This window comes from Streptomyces canus (assembly GCF_030815415.1).
GTDB lineage: Bacteria > Actinomycetota > Actinomycetes > Streptomycetales > Streptomycetaceae > Streptomyces > Streptomyces canus_F.
On the sequence record NZ_JAUSWW010000001.1, the window covers coordinates 1,162,952 to 1,184,110 of the forward strand.

A 21,159-nucleotide genomic window follows, 5' to 3' on the forward strand; every position below is an offset into this window, starting at 1 on the left:
GCTGTACGGCTCCACTGCCGAGCAGCGCGAACGCCGAGGATGGTGAGGTTCTGCGGGTCGGTGAGTCCGTCGTGGCACCCGGCCTGCCGCCGACGAGCAGCGGCAGACCGGGGACCCGTCGACTTCCGCTTGCGGCTATGCGGCCGAGCCGAAGTCCTGCGTCCAGTAGTAGCCCGGCTGGGCCAGACCGATACCGATCTCCTTGAAGCCGCAGTTGAGGATGTTGGCCCGGTGACCGGAGCTGTTCATCCAGCCGTCCATGACGCTCTCGGGGGCGTTGTACCCGTAGGCGACGTTCTCGCCCGCCGACCTGAACTTGTACCCGACGCGGGCGAGCCGATCGGTCATGGACGACCCGTCGGAACCGGTGTGGGACATGTTCTGGTGATCGGCCATGTCCTGACTGTGGTCCTGAGCGGCCTTGGTGAGTTTGGCGTTCTCGGTCAGCGGCGCGCAACCGGCCTTTTCGCGCTCGGCGTTGACGAGGACCAGCACACGCTCGGTGGGTCCGGGATCGGCACTGCTGACGGACGGACCTGGGGCGCCGCTGGAGCTTGTGGCCTGCGGAGAGGCCGAAGGCGAGGTGGACTCGTCGGGCGCGTCGGAGGCAGGCGGGGCGGACGGACTGCCGGCCGCCGAGGGCGACGCGCTCGGCGCGGCACTGAAGGGAGAGGCACTCGGGGTGCCGGACGGAGCAGCTGTGGCGGAGGTGCCCGAGGCGGTCGCGGACGCGACCGGTGACGCCGAGGGCGTCGGATCGGCCACGGGATCGGACTTGCCCCCTCCCCACCAGGGGAACGAGACGACACGCCAGCCTCCCAGCCCGCTGCCGCTCGCCTGGGCGACGGAAGGAATACCCACGGCGCCCACAACCACCACGGCGACCGCGGCACCGGCTATTTTCTGGCGTTTCGATTTCTGACGGTGCTTGCTCATGCGTGGCCTCATTCGGTGATCCGGAATTCTGCGTCATAAAACGGCATCCCGCATCGCAAGCGGGTGCATTCAGCCGCTCGCCTCGGCCCTGGCGAGCCCGGTCATTATGGGGATCGTCCAGCACACCGGGCAACGAACGCCTGTGCCGTTGCCGGGCGTTGACGCGATGAGTCCTCGGCAGACGAGGCACCGCCGTACGCACGCCCCCTGCCACGCCCGACCAGCCCGAAAGGGCTCCTCCGCAACCGCGATCACCGACATAACGAGCAGTCGAATGAGCCGTTCACGGCGACAACTCCCGATTCGGCTTCAAAAGAGCACAGTTATTACCTTCGGTAACACGTCAATTGATGCCATAGAGCGCAATTCCGTCGTGACACGCATCACGTTAATTCGATGTGTGAGACCGACGGCAACCTGGCGGCGTCCAGTGGCGACCAGGAGGCACCCAGGTCAGTTCTTCTTCAGCTCCTCGGCGAGCATCACAAGGATGCCGCTGGGCCCTCGGAGGTAGGTGAGCTTGTACATGTCCTCATAGGTCGCCACACCGCGAAGCGGACGGCATCCGTGCTTCGCGGCCGCCTCGAGGGCTTTGTCGATGTCGTCGACCGAGAAGGCGACGCGATGCATGCCGATCTCGTTGGGAAGCGTGGGCTCCGTCTCGATCGCTTCGGGGTGGATGTACTCGAAGAGCTCGAGGCGACCTTGGCCGTCCGGCGTCTGGAGCATCGCGATGTTGGCGTGGTTGCGGTCAAGTCCCACGGCGGTGTCGGTCCACTCACCACTGACCGTGTCACGGCCGATGACCGTGAGGCCGAGGTCGGTGAAAAAGGCGATCGTCGCTTCGAGGTCGCGAACGGCGATGCCGACGTTCTCAAGTTTGATGCCCATGCGCCGCATGCTACCGAGCCGGGCCGAAGCCCACTCCGTGACCGCCGCCGTAAGAGGGCGAGGCCGGCCGGATCGCTCTGTCCTCTCGGACTCGCTGCGGGTCCCTGACATCTGTCAGGGACCACTGGGTCCGGCTGCCCTCTACGTTGCTGGACGCACCACCTCTGTCAGTCCGCCACAGCCCGATCCCGCAGAGGCCCCTCCGCTCGACACCCACAGGAGCAACGCGACCCATGCGTCCCCGGCGCCCTCTCCTCGCTACGGTCGGCACCATGACCCTGGTGCCGGCCTCCGTCCTCGCCTCCGGCACGGCCCAGGCGGCCTCGTCCGCCACGTCCGCCGTCGCTCCGACGATCTCGGCTCGACCATCGGGCGCCCGCTGGAGCCGGCGCCGTGGGCGCCGCTGTACGGCATGCTCACCGACCGCTTCGGCGTCACCTGGGTCCTGGACGTCACCGCCCCGTACCACGGCTGAGCCCGACCGACCCCGTCCGGGCCGCCCCTGCCACCTGGGCGGCCCGGACGCGTCACGTCAGGTTCAGGTCGGAGTGCAGCACGTAATGGTCGGAGTACGAGCTGCGTTCCACACTGTGCCTGAGCGGGGTGATGCCTCGCAGGAAGACGTAGTCGAACTTGCTCTGCCACTCGGTGGTCGGCTTGCAGACGCCGACCGAGGCGGGACGGCACTGCGGGTCGGTGTCTGTGGCCAGCGCCCATATCGGGGACAGCTCGGGAGCGTCCGGCACGGCGTTGAAGTCGCCGAGCACGATGGCGCGGTCATGGCGGGCGATTTCCTTGGCGAGTACGCGGGCCTGCTCCGCCCGGACCTCTTCCTGCCGACGTTCGGCGAAGTGCGTGTTGAAGACCCGGAGGGACTGGCCGCCCACCTTGGTCGTGACGGCCATGTAGCCGCGGTCCTCGGACCCACCGTCCGGGTACTCCACATTGACGCGGTCGGTCATCGGTGCCGCCGACAGCAGCGCCTGACCGTAGCCGCCCGGATTCCAGGGCGCTCCCCCGCAACGGCCCCAGTTCTTCAGAACCGACCCGTACTCGACGTGGTAGACCAGCCCGAAAAGGCTCTCCAGATAGTCGCGGATCTTCTTCACGTCAGGCGCGCACGCCTCCTGCACGGCGATGACCTGCGGCGCGTACTCCGCGATCTCCGCCGCCCGGTCGACATTGCTCGCCTCGCACGGGTTGCACAGATTCCACGTCATGACCCGGTTGGGAACGACCTCCTTGACCGCGCCAGTGGGCTCCGCCCTGCCGGAGAGAGCACCGCCCAGTGCACCGGAGCCGACGAGCGCCATGCACGCGACGATCACCGCGCCCGCGAACAACCCCGCGCGCCTACCGAACACCACGGCCTCCCCAATATCGACACACAGGGCATCCGACGTCCTGTACTACGTATGTACGAGGTTATGGGACCCGGTTGCCGCCCACGCATTCACGGCTGATCTCAAGGTGGTCCGTCAGACCGTTCAGGCGCAGCCTGACGAGGTCACAATTCCGTTGCCGGGCACCGGCCGTCTTCGGTCCAATACCTCCATGACTCATGACGGCCCCACGGACCATCTGGAGCAGAACCGGCGGTACTGGGATGACCAGGCGGCCGCCTGGCACGGCCCGCTCGCCCGTGATCACTGGGCGCAGGTGGAACCACGCTGGGGATTGTGGGGGACCCCGGAGTCACAGGTCTCCGTGCTTCCCCCCGACCTCGCCGGGATGCGCACCATCGAGTTGGGCTGCGGTACCGCCTACGTGTCCGCCTGGCTGGCCGGAGCAGGTGCCCATCCGGTCGGGATCGACCTCTCCGAGCAGCAGCTCAACACTGCTCGGGCCATGCAGGCGGAGTTCGGCATCGACTTTCCCCTTGTCCTCGGCAATGCCGAGGAGGTGCCTTACGAGGACGACTCGTTCGACCTGGCGATCAGCGAATACGGCGCCTCGCTGTGGTGCGACCCCTATCGCTGGATCCCGGAGGCAGCCCGGCTTCTCGTTCCCGGGGGCCGGCTGGTGTTCCTGCGCTACTCGCCCCTGTTCGCGCTGTGTGCGGGGCCCGAGGGAGCGGCGTCCACCACCTTGTCCCGCCCGCAATTCGGCCTGACCCGATTGAACGGAGGGGATCATGTGCAGTTCGTCCTGCCGCACGGCGAGACACTTCGCCTGCTCCGGTCCTGCGGGTTCGTCGTCGAGGACCTGATAGAGATTCAGGCACCCCGGCCTGCGCAGCGGGAGTACTCGGAAGTGTCCGCCGACTGGGCCCGGCAATGGCCCAGCGAAGAGGTCTGGAAAGCACGGCTGGCGGACTGATAGTGGTGGTGCGGCCCCGTCATCCAGTCGGTCCGTCAGGAGGCCGGCCTCGAAGGCGTCTCGGTGTCCCAGACGGAAGCGCCGTCACACGGTTCGTCTGGCCCCGTAGTAGCCGTGGCTCATCCGGAACCTCATGGCGTCGGTGCCGTCTGCCTGGATGTGCTTGATCAGCATCGACCTCAGCGGTTTGGGCAGTCCCCTCCCGTGTGCTTCGGTCCACTTGGTGGAGCCGAAGAGTTCGGCCGCCCCGTCGAACCGGTCCGGGCTCGAAGGCCGCGTGGCCGCCGCGGCGAGGACGAGGGCGGGATCCTCGCCCAGGAGCTGCTCCTGCACGGCCATGTCGTACCACTGGAGGCCGCCGGTGTACTCCCTGGAGGGAACTCCGGCCCAGGCCAGGAGGACACGGACCCGCTCGATCCCGTCGGGGTAGCGCTGTCGGCTGAGAGCGGCGAGCCGGGCCTTGGCGTCTCGCAGCCGGCGTGACCAGGCCATGTGGTCGCGCCCCGGTGGGTGTGCCACGTCCGCGGCCGCGTCGGACAGCCCGGCGGGCGCGGCCCGGACCCAGCGCGTCCGGCGCCGGTCGGCTTCGGCCTCCTGTGCGGCCAGCTCCGACTGGACCTCCCGCGAGCGGGTCAGACCTCGCTCCGCGAGCCACTCGGTGAGTGCCGGTCCGTCCCGCAGGTCGGCGTCGCAGTCACCGAGCCCGCGGAGACCGGACTGGTGGTGCAGCACCCAACAGGCGATCAGCTCGCCGTTCACGTCGTGCACCATGACCGTCGGCCAGCCCATGCATCGGCACCGGTCACCCGTGCCGCCGTCCACAATCGCCAACAGCCGGGCCAGGTCGGCGATCTCGGCGCCGCTGACCACGGTCCGTGCCACGTCGGCGCGGTCGACCGCGTCCCGCGGTCCCTCAACGATCACGACGTGCCCGGCACGGTTCAGCACCTCCCTCAGACGAGCCGTCGTCGGGTCGCCCTCGGCCATGCCCGCCGTTCCCTCGTAGATCACGCCCGCGAGGATATCGGCAGCCTCTCGGCACCTCGCCCGGTCAGATCCCCCGGCGCCGGTCCCCGTGGCGACCGGACGGACATCACGGGCCGTTGCTCACCGGTGCCAGAGCCGCCAGTCCGCCCGCGAGCAGCATCAGCACGAGCAGCCATGCGCGCAGACGTCCGTTCAGTTTCTCCCTCACTCCGCCCCTCCTCTTCGGGCCGCGCCCCGGGTCGAGAGCAGCTCGGACCCTCCCTCGTGCTCCAGCCCACCCCCTCGACACCTCGACCGCTCAGATCCCCGGCGCCAGTCCCCGTGGCGACCGGACGGACATCACCCGCCGTTGCTCACCGGTGCCAGAGCCGCCAGTCCGCCCGCGAGCAGCATCAGCACGAGCAGCCATGCGCGCAGACGTCCGTTCAGTTTCCGCATCGCTCCGGCACCCTTCTCTTCTCCCCCGTGCTTCAGCCAACCTAGCGCCGTGCTCAGGGCGTGGACAGGTCGATGGCTCGGTCGATGTCCCGCGGCCGCAGCACGCGGAGAATGCCTTCCAGGAGGTAGTAGTCGGCGTAGGGAAGGGAGATCTCGATCCCGTCCTCGGCGGGCCGGTTGCGGGTGCAGCGGGCCACGGCCGCGTCGGCGCGGGTCGACTTCTGCGTCAGGCAGGTCTGGGACAGGGCGGTGAGCAGGCGTAGCGCCGCGTCGCGATAGGACAGTGTGCCGGTGGCCGTGGCGAGGTCGAGGAGGCCGCAGGCCATGATCGCTCCGGCCGAGGCGTCCTTGATGTCGTGGGGCTGTTGGGGTGCTCGGTAGTCCCATACCGGGATGTGGTCCGGGGTCAGCGCGGCCAGTGCGTAGTCGGCGAGGCTGCGGGCGGTGGACAGGAAGTCGGGGTTTCCGGTCCGGCGGTACATCGTGGTGAATCCGTAGAGGCCCCAGGCCTGTCCGCGTGACCAGCAGGACGTGGGGCTGTAGCCCTGCACGGTGTCCGGGCCGATCGGGGTGCCGGTGTTCGGGTCGAAGTCGTAGACGTGCGGGGTCGATCCGTCCGCGCGCGGGAAGAACCGTCGCGTGGTCTTCGCATGTTCCACGGCGATGTCCAGGTACTTCTGGTCGCCGGTCTGCCGGCTCGCGAACGCCAGCAGGTCCAGGTTCATCATCGTGTCGATGATGACCCGGCCCGCGTTCTTCTGATCGGTCAGTGCGCCCCATGCACGGATGAAGTGGCCGCGCGGGTTGTACCGCTGGATCAGTGAATCGGCCGCCTGCACGGCACCGGTGCGCCAGGCGTCGTCGCCGGTCAGCCGCCAGGCGGTGACCCAGGACGGGTAGAAGAGGAAACCGAGGTCGTGGGTACCGGTGTCGTACTGGCGAGGAGCCAGCTTCCGTGCGGATGCCAGGGCCCAGGTGCGGAAGTCGTCGTCCTGGCTGTGGAGCCATGCCATCCACAGGGTTCCGGGCCAGAACCCGCCCACCCAGTCGCCGTTCTGGGAGTAGACCCATTTCTCGAACCTGGTTCCGACCGGGAACGCCGTCACGTTCGGCGCGACGGTGCGTAGTTTCTCAACGACATAGTCGGCCGCCGAGCGCAGTGCGTGCGGGGTCGGTGCCGGTAACGGGCTTTCGGTCGCGGCCACGGGTGGTGTCGAGGTGGCGAACGACGTCGCGGCACCGGCCGCTGTCGTCAGCACGGTACGCCGGGAAACGCTCATCTCTGTGCCTCCAGCGGGGAGTTGAGGGCTAGTGCCGCGGCAGGCAACGTTTGCCCCGTCGCGACGCCCGGCACGCTCCCCCACTGCCTTGAGGGCGTGGGAGGGGCCCCCACTCGCCGCACCGGCCGAAAGCCCAAGTACGTCCAGTACGAGGGCTTCCGGCCGGCACGCCGAGAGCACGCACCGGACGCCGCTCCTTGACGGGCAAACGTTGCCTGCCGCGGCACTAGCGGTGACAGGTGGAGATGCCCGGAGTCCACCGGCAGGCGATGCCGGCGAAGCCGCCGTTGTCGGTGACGTCGATGTCGAGCGTCTCGCCGCCGCGCAGGACCTGCCGGTCCTGGACGAGTCCGCCGGTGCCGTCGCGGATCGTCTCGACCAGCCATCGTCCGGCGCCGATCGTGAGCGGTACTTCGGCGGTGCGGGCGGTACCGGCGTACACCCCGCCCAGGAACCAGCGGTCGCCGTCGCGGCGGGCGAGAACGGCTTCCTGGCCGGGGTGCCCGGCGAGCAGTCGGGTGTCGTCCCAGGCGGCGGGGAGTTGGTCGTAGAAGTCGCGGGCGAGGGGTCGTTCGTCGTACGACTGGGGTGTGCCGGCGTACATCTGCAGGCCCGACTCGTAGACGACGGCGAGTCCGGTCTCGGCCGCGTCGGAGTTGGGGCGCAGGCCGACGCGCTGGAAGGCGCCGGGGGTGAAGTCCATGGAGCCGATGATGTTGCGGGTGAAGGGCAGGGTGGTGAGGTGGGCGGCGGTGTTGGTGCGCTTCTCCTCGCCCGCGACGCCTTCCAGGGTCATGACCTGGGGCCAGGTGCGTTGCATGCCCTTGGGGATGGTGGAGCCGTGGAAGTCGACCATGAGGTGGTGGGCGGCGGTCTCCGCGAGGATGGCGTCGTACCACTGGAGCATGGACTGCGCCTCGGAGTTCATGAAGTCGATCTTGACTCCCTTGACTCCCCAGCGCTCCAGCGTGGGCAGCCACTGGGCGCGTTCCTCGGGGGTGTCGAGGTCGCGTTGGTGGATCCAGACGATGATGCCGACGCCCTTCGCCCGCGCGTGGTCGACGAGGTCGGGCATCCAGCTGTTGGTCTGCCAGTTCGGGTCGGTGGTGTCCCACTCGTCGGACTTGAAGTACCAGCCCGCGTCGACGGCTTCGTAGGGCCAGCCTCGTTCGGCGGCGTAGTCGACGTAGGCCTTCTGTGCGGTGAGGCTCTGGCCGGCGGTGCGGCCGCCTGCGAGCCAGGTCCACAGGACGGTGCCGGGTCGGATCCAGCCGGGGTCGGGCACCTTGGAGGCGGGTGCCAGGTCGTCGGTGAAGGTGGAGCGGGTGACGGTGGCGAGGTCGCCGGTGACCATGGCACGCCAGGGGGTGGCAAGGGGGCCGGTGGTCCGGACCCGGTCGTCGGCGAGCTTGATCCGGTAGGTTCCGGTGCCTTGGTCGTGGGCGAGACGGGCGCCCGAGTAGGTGCCGGTGAGGTCGGACTCGGCGAGGAGCGTGTAGCCGCCGTCCGTGGCGAACAGGGCCTGAGGCGAGTAGTCGCCGGTGGGGGCCGTCGCCGCGGTGTACTGGGCGAACTGGCCTTCGTTGTCGACCCGGTAGGTGCTGAGCCACGCGGTCGCGTCCTGCGGAAGGCGGAAGGCGGAGGTCTCGGCGAGGACGTCACCGAGGCCGGCGGGCAGGACGTACCGATAGGCGACGCCGTCGGCGGAGGCGCGGACGACGAGGTCGAGCCGGGCGCCCGTGGGTGTGGCGAACGAGAGGCGAGTTTCGTTCATGAGGGCCCGACGCTCCAGCCGCTTGCCGGACTTGGTCCGGTACCGCTCGTCCACGAGGCGGTCCTTGCGGTGCAAGAAGCTCAAGTCCTTGGAGAGGTCGGCCTGTTCGGTGACGATACCGACGGGCGACGGCTCGATGACGGTACGGCGGTCGCGGGTCACGGAGAGGCTGACCGTGCCGGTCGTGTCGTCCAGGGATATCCGCGCGTGGGGTGCGTGCGTCGCGGTCCGCCCCGGGCCGGACACGGTCCAGGTGTGCTCGCGTTGTCCGGCCCGCGCGGGAACGGTCGTGAGAAGGGTGGCCACCAGGCCGGCGCACAGCGCGGCAGCCGCGGTCCTGATCGGAACCGCCATGAGAATCCTCCCTGTTGACGAGGTGAGGCGGGGTGAGGTGGGCGTGTGCGGCTACGGCAGTCCCCAGGCCGGGCCCGGTTCGCTGATGGCGACGGGTGCGATGACGAGGTCGGGGCGGCGGCCGGCGTGGACGAGTACCTCGCGGTCCTTGGGCAGGTCGATGGCGAGGGTGCCATCGCCCAGGTCCTCGGTGTGGGCGGGGGTGCCGTCGTCGAGGAGCACGGTGAGGGTTCCGGTAAGGCCGTGGCGGAGCTTGAGCGGCTCGCCTGCCAGGCTCTTGATCCGGATGAACCGAGTGGTGCCGGCCTTGCGAACCGCGCTGACCAGAAAGGCGCCTTGGGTGCGGAAGTCGTGCAGGGTGAGGTCCTGCCAGGTGGACGGGACGGCAGGGAAGACGCGGATGACGCCGCCCCAGCTCTGGCAGAACATGTCGTGCAGGGACTGCGAGGCGGACAGCGGCGTCTCGATCACCGGACCGGCCTCGGTGTAGTGCGTGTTGGGGCGGCAGGGGTAGCGGGTGCCGGCGTCGAAGAACTTGCGCAGGTAGGCGATCGCGGTGTCGCCGTCGCCGGTCATGGCGTAGATCGACGCGGCGCCTGTGTAGCTGTAGCCGCGGTGGGCTCCGGCCAGCGCGTGCCAGCGGACCACCGACTTCGTGATGAGGTCCCGGTGTTCGGGCCGGTCCCAGTTGACGAGGTACAGCGGGTACACCATCAGCAGGTGCGAGTAGTGGCGGTGGGACTGGGCGTACGGGGTGTCGGCACCGATCATGAAGCCGTTGCCGTCGACCGGGTACGGCGTGAGCCGGGCCAGCACCTCCTGCCAGCGCGGTGTCAACTCGTCGTCGATACCGAGCAGTTCGGCGGACTCGATGAGCGTCTGGCAACCCCAGCGGATGAGCGCCAGGTCGTAGTTGGTGTCCTGCGGCGGCACCACGGGGTATTCGGGCGAGAGGGTGCTCGGCAGGTGGAGCTTGCCGTCGCTGCCCGGGGTGAGGAAGTGCAGGTAGTAGTTGATGGCCCGGCGCAGCACCGGGTAGATCGTGTCGCGCAGCAGCGAGGCGTCCATGGTGTGCCGGTACGACAGCCAGACGTTGTGCAGCGCCCAGGTCAGATCGCCGGTCTCGGCACCGGTGCCCGGCATGCCCACACCGCGGTTGGCGAACATGTCGGAGCTGCGGCCGACGCCGGAGCTGTCGGAGCGGTAGGCGGCGGGCACGTTGGCGATGAGCTGTTCCTGGCTCTGGCGCAACGTCGTGGCGAGCGCGTCGAGTTCCAGGTGGTTGGAGCCGTGGATGAGCCAGTACTCCAGTTGGACGTTGAGGTTCCACCAGACCGCGGGCCACGGTGTCGGCTCCAGCCATGGACCTGAGGTGGCCATGACGGGGCCGCCCGCGCGGCTGGAGCAGGCGACTTTGTAGAGCTGGATCCAGTGGAAGCTCTGCAACCGCTGATCGGGGAACGAGACGAAGCTCTTCCGGTAGAACGCGTGCCACCAGCGGATGTGCCGTCGCCTGAGGACGTCGTAGGACGGGGCGCGCCGGAGGTTGCGCAGCGAGTCGGCCTCGGCGGCCGTGTTGGAGGGGAAGCTGTGGCCGACGCTGAGCAGCAGGTCGTCTCCGGTGCGGCGGTAGGAGGTCGCGGTCCGGCCGCCGCCGGTGAGGGGCTGGAGCGTCTGTTCGGTGCCGTCGGTGGTGGTCCGGGTGGTCCAGGGCGGGTTGGGGATGTAGCCGGCGGGCGGGGCCTCCTGGATCTTCCGGGGGCTGACGGCCTCCTCGGGGTGGAAGGTCCAGGTGGGCTCTTCGTCGCCGTCGGACGTCACACGGACGGCGAGGACCTCGTCGTGGATGAGGGCGGAGAGGGTAAGGGTGCCTGCGGTGGTGGTGATCGTTCCGGTCAGTTCGGCGTTCCACAGGCTCAGTCGCCAGTCGACGGCGGTGATGGTGCCGACCGGTTCGAGGGTGAGCCGGCCGACCGGCAGGCGGGCGGTGCCCCAGCCGCTGCCGAACTCGGGCCGGTGGTCCTGGACGCGGCCGTGCTGGACGGTGAAGCGGATGTGCTGGGTGTTCGGCTCCTGGTAGACCATGGTGCCGAGCAGGCCGTCGCCGAGGAAGGGGCCCTCGTACCAGAGGGTGGGCAGCTTGCTCCAGAGCAGGTCCTGACCGCGCAGGAAGCCTTCCCAGGCGCGGTCGGTGGTCATGGTGTCGCGGAGTTTCCAGGGGCGGCGTTCCTGCTCGGTGGCCAGGCCGTCATCGCCCGACTGCTCTGCCGGTAAGGGCCGTTGGGGCTGTTCGGCGTGGGCCGTCCCGGGCAGGGCCGCGGCTGCCGCGCCGCCCAGGGCCGTGCCGAGTACGGCTCTGCGGGGCATGGGTGAGGTCTTCCCCGACTGCGAGGTCATCGTCGTCCTCCGGGTCTGAAGGGATCATCGATACATCGGGTGTATCGGGGAACGTAGGCATGCGCCATGCAACTGTCAAGAACCTTTACAGTGCCAGGATTCGGCCATCACTGAAGCAGACAGAGGGAGATGAGCTTCAAGGTGGGCCTGAGCTGCCCCGATGCGCCGCCAACTCATCCGATGTATCGGTGCCTAAGCCCGTACTCGGCCGTGCCGGATCACTTCACGAACCGGTGCTTCAGACGGGTCGCGAGCGGGGTGTCGACGACCCGGGCCACTTCGAGGCTCCGCCGACCTGACTCCAACCCGCCGAAGAGCCGCAGCCCGTCGCCCAGGAGCGCCGGCACGACGTGCAGTTGGAGCTCGTCGACGAGACCCGCCTCGAGGTACTGCCGCACCGTGCTCGCACCGCCCGCGAATTCGACGTTCGTCTCCCCCGCGGCGGCCTTCGCCTGCTGGAGGGCGCTGTGGATGCCTTCGCCGACGAACGTGAAGGTGGTGCCGCCCTCCTTGACCGGGGTCGGCCGGGGCCGGTGCGTCAGGACGAACACCGGCGCCCTGAAGGGCGGGTTGTCGCCCCAGCACTCCTCGCCGGTGTCGTACATCGTCCGCCCCATGACCACCGATCCGGTGGCGTCGCGGGCGGGCCGCGCTGTCAGACCCTCATGCCACCGTGGAGGCAGGACGAGGGGAAGGGAGGGCCCCGTCATGGCCGATGTCGACGCACAGTTCCTGCGCAGCCTGTTCGACGAGGAAGGCAGCCTGCACACCGCGGGTCGCACCGCCCTGTATCGGCTGTACGGGCCCGAGGGCCTGCTCTACGTCGGGATCACGATCTGCCCGCTCACCCGGATACGCACCCACCTGCGCGAACAGCCCTGGAGATCACTCGTCATCGCCATCCGGATCGACTATCCCGACGACCCGGAGGCAGCCGAGCGCCAGGCCGTCCGCGACGAGCACCCTCGGTACAACGTCGTCTTCAACGCGCCCGCCCCTCCCCCACCCGCCGACCCTGCCTCACGCCTGAGAACCCAACTGGCCGTAGAAGAACGGCGGCTGGTGGAACTCAACGCCACCGTGCCCGAGTCCTCCACCCACCTGCGCCTGCTCACCCGGGCCATCACCACGAAGAGAACGAGAATCGCGAAACTCACCGAGGCCATCCAAGAAGCGGCGGGCGCGACCGCTCCTGTCCCACCGGAGTCCCGAAAGCGACGCTGATGACCGGATCGGTCCGCTGCCGGACCCGATACGGCCTGTCGTCGGCACACCCGCGCGGATCAGGCTTGGTGCATGACCCGAGCATTGATCGTCATCGACGTCCAGGAGTCCTTCCGCGCCCGCCCACTGTGGGAGACCATTTCCGACCCGAAGATCGCCGACAAGGTGAACCGCCTGGTCCGGCTCGCCCGCCGGGCCGGGGACCAGGTGGTGTGGGTGCTGCACTCCGAGCCCGGCACCGGCGGCGTCTTCGACCCCGCCCTGGGCCAGGTGCGGCTGCTGGAGGAAGTCGAGCCGCCCATGGGCGACGAGCCCCTGATCCACAAAACCTCGCACAACGCCTTCACCACCACCAACCTGCAGCAACGCCTCACCGAGCGCGGCATCCACGAGCTCACCCTGTGCGGCATCCGCACCGAACAGTGCGTGGAGACCACCGCCCGCCTCGCGAGCGACCTCGGGTACCAGGTCACCTTCGTCGTCGACGCGACCGCCACCAACCCCGTCCCGCACCGCGACGCCCCCGAGGACCAGAGCGTGGCCGCACTGCTCGCCGACCCCCGTACCCTGCCCGCCGAGGAGGTCATCCGCCGTACCGAATACGCCCTCGCCGGACGGTTCGCCACCATCGCCACGGTCGACGAACTGGAAGCCGCGGCCGGCCTTCCGGCATGATGACCGAATCGTGAGCCACGTCGTCTTCTTCCTGGTGCCCGGAGTCCATCTGCTGGACCTGGCCGGCCCCGCGCAGGTCTTCTCCACGGCCGCCGATTTCGGGCACCCCTACACCCTCACCTATGTCGCCGAGCAGCCACAGGTGCCCACCGCCCAGGGGCTGCCGCTGGTGGCCGGCCTCGACTGGCCCGCGCTCGGACCCGAGGACCTGATCGTGGTGCCCGGCTGGCGTGCCGTCACCCTGGCGGACTCGCCCGCCATCGGCGAGGCCTCCCTCCAGGTCCTGCGAGACCACCACGCCAAGGGCGGGACGGTGGCCAGCGTCTGCGCGGGGGCGGAGGCGCTCGGGCGGGCCGGGCTGCTCAAGGGCCGGCGCTGCACCACCCATCACGACGTGCAGGACGAACTGACCGTACGCCACCCCGGCGCGCTCATCGTCCGCGACGTCCTGTTCACCTCCGACGACCGCGTGATCACCTCGGCCGGCATCGCCAGTGGCATCGACCTGGCCCTGCATCTGGTAGCCGGCCGGCACGGCCCCGCCGTCGCCGCGCAGGTCGCCCGGGACATGGTCGTCTACGCCCGCCGCAACGGCCATGAGCCGCAGTCCAGCGCGATGTTCCGGCACCGCTCCCACCTCGACGACACCGTGCACCACGCCCAGGACCTCATCGACACCCGCTTCGACGAGCCACTGCCCCTGCCCTCCCTGGCCACGGCCGTCGGCGTCAGCGAACGCACCCTCACCCGCCTCTTCACCCGCGCCACCGGCCTCACCCCCCTCCGCTACCAGCAGACCCTCCGCCTCGAACGCGCCCAGCACCTCATCAGCCACGGCGCCACCGTCGACGCGGCCGCCCGCTCGGTCGGCTTCACGGACCCCCGCATGCTGCGACGCCTTCGCGCCCGTACGGACTGAGTCAGGTCCGGGGGACGTCCTTGATGAACACGATCCCGTCCGTCGAGGTCAGGTGCGCCGGGTCGAACGAGGCGTAGCCGTAGTACGGGGACACCCGGTGAGCGGGCCGGGTGTCGGCGAGGGTGGTGGCCAGGCGGGCGGAGTCGATGACGCAGCGGTCCTCGGGGAGCGCGTACAGGAGCCCTTCGACGGTGTCCGGCGGCGGGGTGGTAACGCCCTGGTGCCGGATCGTGCCGAGGGCCGTGGCCAGGAAGCCGTACTCCTCGCCCAGGCGGGCGCTCACGATCGCGCCGGCACTCCACCACTCCAGCAGGGGGTGGTCCCACATGCGCATCGAGCTCTTCTCCCGCTGGAGATGGGCGTTGTGGGCGAAGACCAGCAGCGGGGTGCGCTCGGCGAGGGGGAGCAGATTGTCGGCCATCATCGAGTCCCGCAGGCCCAGCAGCCGGGTCATGCGGCCCGGTGAGGTGTCGGCCATCCAGAAGTGGTAGCGCAGCAGGCCGGTGGCGGTACGCCCGTACAGGCGCGCCCGGTCCCAGTCGTCCCGCGAGGTCGCCTGGATCAGGTGCGGGGTGTGCGCGTCGAGCAGTGCCACGAGGTCGTCGGCGAGCAGCCGCAGTCGACAGGCTTCGGCCGACTGCCCCACGGACCGGGCCGGGTCCGTCATCGCGGCGGGGTCCGTCCATGGGTCGTCGGCCCCGAGGAGGCGGTCGAGTGTGTCCGCGGTGCACGGGAGCTGGTCCGCGTCGATCTGGGCCGACAGGTAGCCGTGCAGTGCGGTGACGGCCTGCCGGGGGCTTTCGGCGCCGGTGATCTCCAGCGGGCCGTCGAAGCCGGCGAAGCGCAGCCGCTCGGACGGGGGCCGGCCGTCGTTGTGGGCGCGCATCCAGCGCACGAGTTCGCGGTTGGCCGCGGAGGCGCCGAAGCCGTGGCTGAACCCGTGCTCCATGACCTCGTCGAGGGTGCCCCTGCCCGTGGTGACGTACTCGTCCACGACCAGACCTCTCAGGCAGTCGCTCTCGATCGCGATCGTCCGGTAGCCCTCCTCTTCGACAAGCTGCTGGAAGACGTCGTTGCGCAGATCGAGCAGAACATCCTCACCATGGGTCGGCTCCCCCAGGGCGAGCAGCCGCGGCCGGCCCGGGAGCAGCCCCATGACGGCGGCGGCCTCGACGGCATGGACGGTGTCCTTGAAGTCAGTAGCCATGCCTTCAACGCTATCGTTGAACCTTCGTTTGAAACTTTTGCTCGATATCAGCAGGATCATGGGACGAAACCTTCAAAACGGCGAGCGGCTCAGGCCGGTCGACCTGGCCCGCGGGCACGGTCTGTCCACACAGGCGGTCAGGAACTACGAGGAGGCGGGCATCCTTCCGCCCGCCGGTCGCACTGCGCACGGCTACCGCACCTACACCCCGCTGCACGCGCGGGCTCTGAAGGCGTTCCTCGCCCTGGTGCCCGGGCACGGCCACCAGACGGCGACGGCGATCATGCGGGCCGTGAACGAGGACGCGACCGAGGAGGCGATGCGCCTCATCGACGAGAGTCACGCCCAGCTCCTCGACGACCGGCGCACCCTCCGGGCCGTGGAGCGTGCCCTGCGCGACCTGGAGCCCCTGCCCGAGCCCCACGAAGCGGCCCGGTCCGCCGGTGGGTTCATCGGGCCGCTGGCGGGCCGGCTCGGCATCCGGCCCGCGACCCTGCGCAAATGGGAGCGCGCCGGGCTGGTACGCCCGCGCCGCGATCCACGGACCGGGTATCGCGTCTACGACGAGACCGACGTACGGGACGCCCGGCTCGCCCACCAACTCCGGCGCGGCGGCTACCTGCTGGAGCAGATCGCCCCGCTGATCGCCCAGGTACGGGCGGCCGGCGGACCGGAGCCGCTGGAGGCCACCCTGCGCGACTGGCACGGCCGGCTGTCCGAACGCGGGCGGGCCATGCTGACCGGGGCCGCGGAGCTGGAGGCGTACCTCCGCGAACGCGGATAGCGTCCGCCCCTCCTCTCCGGCCTTTGACAGTCCCGGGAGAGCCCGGCTAGCTTCAATCGACGAAGTCAGCAGGGAGGACGCCGGAACATGGGACGCATACGCACCTACGAGTGGGACGACCCCGCGATCACCGCCGCCGCCGTGGGGCGCGCCTCAGGCCTGGAGTTCCTGCGCGAGGTGCGGGCCGGCCGCCTGCCCGCGGCTCCCGTCGCAGCGACCCTCGACTTCACCCTCGACGAGGTGGACGAGGGCAGGGCCGAGTTCTCGTTCACCCCGGGCGAGGAGCACTACAACCCCATCGGCAGCGTGCACGGCGGCGTCTACGCCACCCTGCTCGACTCGGCGGCAGGGTGCGCCGTGCAGTCCACGCTCCCGGTCGGCATGGGGTACACCTCGCTCGACCTGACCGTGAAGTTCCTCAAGCGGATCACCGCCGACACGGGCCGGGTCCGGGCCATCGGCACGGTCGTCAGCCGAGGCCGGCAGACCGCGCTCGCCGAGGCCAGGCTGATCGACACCGAGGAGCGCCTGCTGGCCCACGCCACGAGCAGCTGCATGCTCTTCCCCATGCCCGCCGACTAACGTGCTGCGCCATGCTGTTGGAGGAAGGCCGAGAGAGCGGCCGTGAGTTCTGCAGGCGCGTCTTCCTGGACCAGGTGGCCCGCGCCGGCCAACGGTTCCAGACGTGCGCCGGGGATACGAGCGGCGAGCTCGCGTCCCATCTCCGGGGGGATCCAGGTGTCGTCCTCGCCCCAGCAGATCAGCGTGGGGATCGTGATGTCGGCGTACCGGTCCTGGATCTCGTCGGTGTGGCGCTGGGTCGCCTGGGCGATCTGCCGGTAGAAGGCCGCCTGACCGGAGTCGCCGAGCCACGGCCGGACCAGTCGGTCGAGGACGGCCGGGTGCAGGCCGGGGCTGCTGGCCGAGCTGACGTATTCACGTACCAGGGCCCGGTGGAGTGCGGGCGGCAGTTGTTCGAAGACCGCCGGGTGTTCGCCGACGAGCCGGAAGAACGGTGAGCCCCATGGGGCGAGTGCGACCGGGTCGACCAGGGCGAGCGCCCGGTAGCGGGCTCCGTGCAGCAGATGCGCTCGCAGACTGACGGCACCGCCGAAGTCATGGGCGACCACGAGGGGTTCGTCGAGGCCCCAGTGTGCGAGGAGTTCGGCGAAGACCCTGCCCTGTGCGGCCAGGGAGACGTCCTGACCGGTGGACTTCTCCGAGGCGCCGTAGCCGGGCATGTCCCACACGAACGCCTGGTGGTCGCGGGCCAGCGCGCGGGCCACGGAGCGCCAGACGTACGACGAGAAGGGCGTGCCGTGCAGCAGCACCACCGGGTCCCGGCCGGGTGGGCCGAGGCTGCCCCAGCGCACCTCCCCCGACGTGCTGCGGAACGTCTCGGCCAACTCCCAGTCACTCACGAGTGCTGCTCCTCTCCCACAGCACGGTCAAGGGCGGAGCCGTCACATGTATTCCGCCGGGTCCGTCAGATATTGCCGTGCGATCCGCCGGGTGGCGGGAGACGCTGACGCGGTGACTCAGGTTCAGGAGATCGTGGGGCTGGTCGGCCGTGTGCTGGGCGACAATGCCATCGGCGCCTACCTCCACGGCTCCTCCGTGCTCGGCGGGCTCCGGCCGGCCAGCGACGTGGACGTACTGGTCGTCTCCCGGCGGCGCATGGACGCGCGGGATCCACGGGCCCTCCTCGACGGACTGCTGCGGATCTCCGGCTCCGGCACCAAGGCCCGCCCCATCGAGCTCACCGTGGTCGTCCAGTCCGAGGTGCGGCCATGGCGGTACCCGCCGACCGTCGATTTCCTCTACGGCGAGTGGCTGCGGGCGGAGTACGAGGCCGGGCAGGTCCCCCAGCCGGAGCCGACGCCCGATCTGGCCCTGCTGATCACCATGGTGCTCACCGGCGACCGCCCGCTCACCGGCCCGAGCCCGGCGAGGATCCTCGACCCGGTCCCGCGGGCCGACCTGGTCCGGGCGAGCGTGGCGGGTCTCCCCGGCCTGCTCGACGACCTGGACAGCGACACCCGCAACGTTCTGCTGACCTTCGCCCGCATCTGGACCACGCTCGCCACCGGCCGGATCACGTCGAAGGACGCCGCCGCCGACTGGGCCCTCGCCCGGCTCCCGCCCGAGCATCGCGCCGTCCTCGAACACGCCAGGCAGCTCTACCTCAACTGCCCCTACTCCGAGGAGCGTTGGAGTGACGCGTTGCGGGCGCAGGTGCGTCCGCACGTGGACCGCGTGCTCGCCGAGATCTACCGGCTGTCGGACGAGGCCGCACGGTGACCGACCGGGGTGAGCCGCACTCAGTCACGGCGGGCGTTCAGGGCGTCCACGGCGGCGCGGGCGTCGCCGATCGTCGTGTAGTCGATCGCGATGAAGTTCACGGGCCTGCCCCGCTCCCGTTCGCAGAGCTGGACGCGGTCCAGCACGTACTGGCGGGCGTTGACCTTGCCCGCGTCCAGACGGCTGCCGCCGTTGGCGGTGATGAAGTGGTTGAGGAGGAACAGGCGTTTGCCGGTGCCGCCGCGGTGGGGCACGCAGCTCATCTCATCGGGGCTGCGGAACGCGAACGGCGTCTCCATGCCGTAGCGGTAGAAGTTGCGGTACCAGGCCCGCGGGCCGTCCGCCTGTTCGGCGAAGACGACCAGCCGGCGGCCGCTGCCGATCATGTCGCCCAGCGTCGGCCAGGGCTCCGCGGGATCCGGGTCCGGTGTGTAGACCTCCCGGCCGGCCGCGCTGGTGCGGTCCGTATGTCAGCCGGTCCGTGGTGGTGCGCCGGCGGGGTCCTGGAGGTGCTGGAAGAACTCCTCCAGCAGGGCGATGAGGCCTTCGACGGCACGGGTGTGCTGGTCCTGCGACCACGGCGCGTCCGGGCGGCCCTCGGGGAAGACGATCAGGACGACCTGCGCCCACCAGACGAGGTTCTCGCCCACCCCGTACGTGTCCGCGAGCCACTCCCGAAGACCGTCCAGCACCACTCCGCCGCAGCCCTGGTCGTAGCCGTTGAGATACGCCGTCACCCCCTCGTAGGTGATGCGGCCGACGTGCATCCCCGTCCGGTCCCTGAAGCTCTCCCAGAACCTCTGGTGCGAGTCGACCGGTCGGTGCCTGAACCGGCGCCAGGCGGCCGGGATGTGGGAGAGGTCGGTGCCGATGCCCCAGGTGGAGAACGACACCACGTCCGTACCGACGCCGAGTGCCGTCAGGAGAATGCCGGTGCGGGCGGCCGGGTCGACGGGGCCGGACTTCCTGACCCAGACATACGTTCCCGGCGGATCACCTTGGTGATGGGTGACGACGAAGTCCGTTCCGTCGAGGATGAAGAACGCGGCGCGCACGGCTCCGTTTCCGTCCCATGACTCCTCGATGGTCAGGCTCAGTCGGCGCGCCACCTCGTCGAGGTCCAGGGAGAGCAGGGCCATGGATACCAGCGGGCCGGTCGTGGCCTGGAACATGGAGCACTGCACCGCCGGCTCGGTTGCGGAGTCGTTCGTGGCGTCCGGGATCACAGGTCGGCCTCCGTGAGGATGCGGTGCATACGGGCGGGACGCAGTGCCGGGTTGGCCGCGGCGTCGTCGGCCACGGTCGGGTCGGGGTCCGACAACAGTCGGTCCAGCAGTGCGTCCGTGATGTTGGGGTGACGGGCGACGCCGCGGCGCAGGAAGGGTTCCTCGGCTGCGGCGAGTCGTTGGAGGGCCGGTACGGGCAGCTCGGGGTCCTGGAGGGCGACGTAACGCACATTCGGGGCCGGTTCGTCGACGAACGTACGCAGCGTGTGGCGGGGGAAGTTGGGGTGTTCGACGAGCAGGGGCCGGTGGTGGAAGACGTCGCCGTGGACGCGTACCAGCCGTTCCAGGACGTCCGGTGGTGCGTCCCGGCGGCGGGCGGCGGTGCGGCGGACCGACAACTCCGGGTCGCTGTCCAGCTGTTGCCACGCCTCCTCGGGCAGGTCGCGGCTGCCGGCGAGTACGCGCCGGAATACCGTGTGCGGACTGTCGAGATAGCTCAGACGCTCGTCGAGGGGCGCTTCGCGCATCCAGTCCGGTTCGGTGAAGTTCCAGCTCAATGCCACCTTCGCGTCGATGTCGCCGTCCGCACGCCGGGCTTCCACGAGAGCGTACAGCCGGTCGCGCGTGGCGTCGTCGACATGGCGGCTCTGTGCCACCGCGACCCGCACCAACGGGTCGTCGACATCCAGGAGTTGGGCCGCCATGTCGGCGGTGAGATGGGGGTTGGCGGCCACGGCCCGCTGGATGTCCTCGTCGCCGGTGCGCATGAGCTCGGTGAACTGGTCCCAGGTGAGCGGGATGTACCACGCCACGTTGGCCCGCGTGGCGGGGTCGGCGAGACAGCGGTCCCGCCACTCGGCCGGCACGCCCGGTTGCTTGTGCTGGGTGGCCGCCGCACGCACTTCTGGATCCGGGTCGGCGAGCAGTGCCGTCTGCACCTCGGCCGGCCGGTCGTACCAGGACCCCGCGACCGCGGCGCGCAGCCTGGGGTCGGGCGACAGGGCCAGCGATGTGCGGGACTGGCCGTAGACCTCCTCCAGATCGGCAAGAACGGCCGTCGAGCCACGCTCCACCAGATGCCGGATGAAGTCCGCCCGGGCGTCGCGGATCGCCGGATCGGGGTGCGTGGCGATCCTGCGGCGCATGGCCGGGGAGATCCGTTCCGCGCGAAGGCCGGCGAAGACGTCACCGTCGTCGTGCGCCAGCAGCGCCTCGACCACGGCATCCGGCAGCGGCTCCCGGCGCCGTGCCATCCCGTGCCGGCCGGCCCGGTGTGCCGCGATCCGCACGAGGATGTCCTCGGGGGCTGCCGGATTCCGGGCCAGCCCGGACAGGCACGGATGGTGCAGGTTCGTCATGCCCTCAACATATTCGGCGCACGCGGCCGCTTCTTCGCCGCCCTCGCGGGTAGGGCTGCCGCGGCGCGACGGGGTGTCGCGGCTTTCGT

Annotated in this window: 19 protein-coding genes and 2 pseudogenes; 8 read left to right on the forward strand and 13 right to left on the reverse strand. The window is 69.9% G+C overall.

The genetic code is table 11. The annotated features are described in order from the left end of the window. Positions 1-135 precede the first annotated feature (135 nt). Together QF037_RS05415 and QF037_RS05420 are read right to left on the reverse strand one after the other, a co-directional pair. A complete protein-coding gene (locus tag QF037_RS05415) occupies positions 136-936 on the reverse strand; it encodes a CAP domain-containing protein (RefSeq protein ID WP_307022355.1) in 801 nt (266 codons plus the stop codon). Positions 937-1,389: 453 nt separating this feature from the next. After that, positions 1,390-1,827 (reverse strand): VOC family protein, encoded by a 438-nt coding sequence (locus QF037_RS05420; protein WP_307022357.1) that lies wholly within the window; start codon positions 1,825-1,827, stop codon positions 1,390-1,392. A gap of 358 nt (positions 1,828-2,185) precedes the next feature. Between QF037_RS05420 and QF037_RS05425 the strand changes: the two are divergent. Further along, a pseudogene (locus QF037_RS05425) lies at positions 2,186-2,302 on the forward strand (VOC family protein); the annotation flags it as partial. 52 nt (positions 2,303-2,354) lie between these two features. On the opposite strand, the gene QF037_RS05430 reads toward QF037_RS05425, so the two are convergent. Next, the gene (locus tag QF037_RS05430; RefSeq protein WP_373463943.1) at positions 2,355-3,218 is read right to left on the reverse strand and encodes an endonuclease/exonuclease/phosphatase family protein; all 864 of its coding nucleotides are present in this window, start codon (positions 3,216-3,218) and stop codon (positions 2,355-2,357) included. A 163-nt stretch (positions 3,219-3,381) separates the two neighbouring features. On the opposite strand from QF037_RS05430, the gene QF037_RS05435 reads away from it, so the two are divergent. Beyond that, positions 3,382-4,146: a class I SAM-dependent methyltransferase gene (locus tag QF037_RS05435; RefSeq protein ID WP_307022359.1), complete on the forward strand. Its 765-nt coding sequence runs from the start codon at positions 3,382-3,384 to the stop codon at positions 4,144-4,146. 84 nt (positions 4,147-4,230) lie between these two features. On the opposite strand, the gene QF037_RS05440 is transcribed toward QF037_RS05435, so the two are convergent. The 5 genes from QF037_RS05440 to QF037_RS05460 form a co-directional block, all read right to left on the reverse strand. Then, a complete protein-coding gene (locus QF037_RS05440; RefSeq protein WP_307022361.1) occupies positions 4,231-5,157 on the reverse strand; it encodes a hypothetical protein in 927 nt (308 codons plus the stop codon). Between the two features lie 467 nt (positions 5,158-5,624). After that, entirely contained in the window at positions 5,625-6,851 is a 1,227-nt protein-coding gene (locus tag QF037_RS05445) for a glycoside hydrolase family 88 protein (protein ID WP_307022362.1), read from the reverse strand. A 226-nt stretch (positions 6,852-7,077) separates the two neighbouring features. Then, positions 7,078-8,979, reverse strand: a complete 1,902-nt coding sequence (locus tag QF037_RS05450) for a glycoside hydrolase family 97 protein (protein ID WP_307022365.1) — start codon at positions 8,977-8,979, stop codon at positions 7,078-7,080. 51 nt (positions 8,980-9,030) lie between these two features. After that, on the reverse strand, positions 9,031-11,376 hold the full coding sequence (locus QF037_RS05455) for a glycosyl hydrolase family 95 catalytic domain-containing protein (protein WP_307022367.1): 2,346 nt from the start codon (positions 11,374-11,376) through the stop codon (positions 9,031-9,033). Positions 11,377-11,594: 218 nt separating this feature from the next. Beyond that, positions 11,595-11,993 carry a dihydrofolate reductase family protein gene (locus QF037_RS05460; RefSeq protein WP_373463668.1) on the reverse strand — a complete coding sequence of 133 codons (399 nt, stop codon included), beginning with the start codon at positions 11,991-11,993 and terminating at the stop codon, positions 11,595-11,597. A gap of 91 nt (positions 11,994-12,084) precedes the next feature. Here QF037_RS05460 and QF037_RS05465 point away from each other — a divergent pair, with 91 nt between their 5' ends. The 3 genes from QF037_RS05465 (at position 12,085) to QF037_RS05475 (ending at position 14,194) form a co-directional block, all read left to right on the forward strand. Further along, entirely contained in the window at positions 12,085-12,600 is a 516-nt protein-coding gene (locus tag QF037_RS05465) for a GIY-YIG nuclease family protein (protein ID WP_307022369.1), read from the forward strand. 72 nt (positions 12,601-12,672) lie between these two features. Beyond that, on the forward strand, positions 12,673-13,275 hold the full coding sequence (locus QF037_RS05470) for an isochorismatase family protein (RefSeq protein ID WP_307022371.1): 603 nt from the start codon (positions 12,673-12,675) through the stop codon (positions 13,273-13,275). A 10-nt stretch (positions 13,276-13,285) separates the two neighbouring features. Beyond that, positions 13,286-14,194 carry a GlxA family transcriptional regulator gene (locus tag QF037_RS05475; protein ID WP_307022373.1) on the forward strand — a complete coding sequence of 303 codons (909 nt, stop codon included), beginning with the start codon at positions 13,286-13,288 and terminating at the stop codon, positions 14,192-14,194. A 1-nt stretch (position 14,195) separates the two neighbouring features. Here the strand turns inward: QF037_RS05475 and QF037_RS05480 are convergent, their stop codons facing one another. Further along, positions 14,196-15,401: an erythromycin esterase family protein gene (locus QF037_RS05480; RefSeq protein ID WP_307022374.1), complete on the reverse strand. Its 1,206-nt coding sequence runs from the start codon at positions 15,399-15,401 to the stop codon at positions 14,196-14,198. 58 nt (positions 15,402-15,459) lie between these two features. Here QF037_RS05480 and QF037_RS05485 point away from each other — a divergent pair, with 58 nt between their 5' ends. Beyond that, positions 15,460-16,185 (forward strand): TioE family transcriptional regulator, encoded by a 726-nt coding sequence (locus QF037_RS05485; RefSeq protein WP_307022376.1) that lies wholly within the window; start codon positions 15,460-15,462, stop codon positions 16,183-16,185. Between the two features lie 87 nt (positions 16,186-16,272). Continuing rightward, positions 16,273-16,767 carry a PaaI family thioesterase gene (locus QF037_RS05490; protein ID WP_307022378.1) on the forward strand — a complete coding sequence of 165 codons (495 nt, stop codon included), beginning with the start codon at positions 16,273-16,275 and terminating at the stop codon, positions 16,765-16,767. On the opposite strand, the gene QF037_RS05495 is transcribed toward QF037_RS05490, so the two are convergent. Beyond that, positions 16,764-17,606: an alpha/beta fold hydrolase gene (locus QF037_RS05495; protein ID WP_307022380.1), complete on the reverse strand. Its 843-nt coding sequence runs from the start codon at positions 17,604-17,606 to the stop codon at positions 16,764-16,766. The two genes, QF037_RS05490 and QF037_RS05495, sit on opposite strands and share 4 nt — an antisense overlap. Positions 17,607-17,718: 112 nt before the next feature. On the opposite strand from QF037_RS05495, the gene QF037_RS05500 reads away from it, so the two are divergent. Next, complete coding sequence (locus tag QF037_RS05500) at positions 17,719-18,486, forward strand: aminoglycoside adenylyltransferase family protein (protein WP_307022382.1); 768 nt, start codon at positions 17,719-17,721, stop codon at positions 18,484-18,486. 20 nt (positions 18,487-18,506) lie between these two features. On the opposite strand, the pseudogene QF037_RS05505 reads toward QF037_RS05500, so the two are convergent. The 3 genes and pseudogenes from QF037_RS05505 to QF037_RS05515 all read right to left on the reverse strand — a co-directional run. Further along, positions 18,507-18,923: pseudogene (locus tag QF037_RS05505) on the reverse strand (hypothetical protein); the annotation flags it as partial. A gap of 33 nt (positions 18,924-18,956) precedes the next feature. Beyond that, positions 18,957-19,712 (reverse strand): hypothetical protein, encoded by a 756-nt coding sequence (locus tag QF037_RS05510; RefSeq protein ID WP_307022384.1) that lies wholly within the window; start codon positions 19,710-19,712, stop codon positions 18,957-18,959. Further along, positions 19,709-21,070, reverse strand: a complete 1,362-nt coding sequence (locus tag QF037_RS05515) for a hypothetical protein (protein WP_307022386.1) — start codon at positions 21,068-21,070, stop codon at positions 19,709-19,711. Before QF037_RS05515 ends, QF037_RS05510 begins: the two co-directional genes overlap by 4 nt. Positions 21,071-21,159 lie beyond the last annotated feature (89 nt).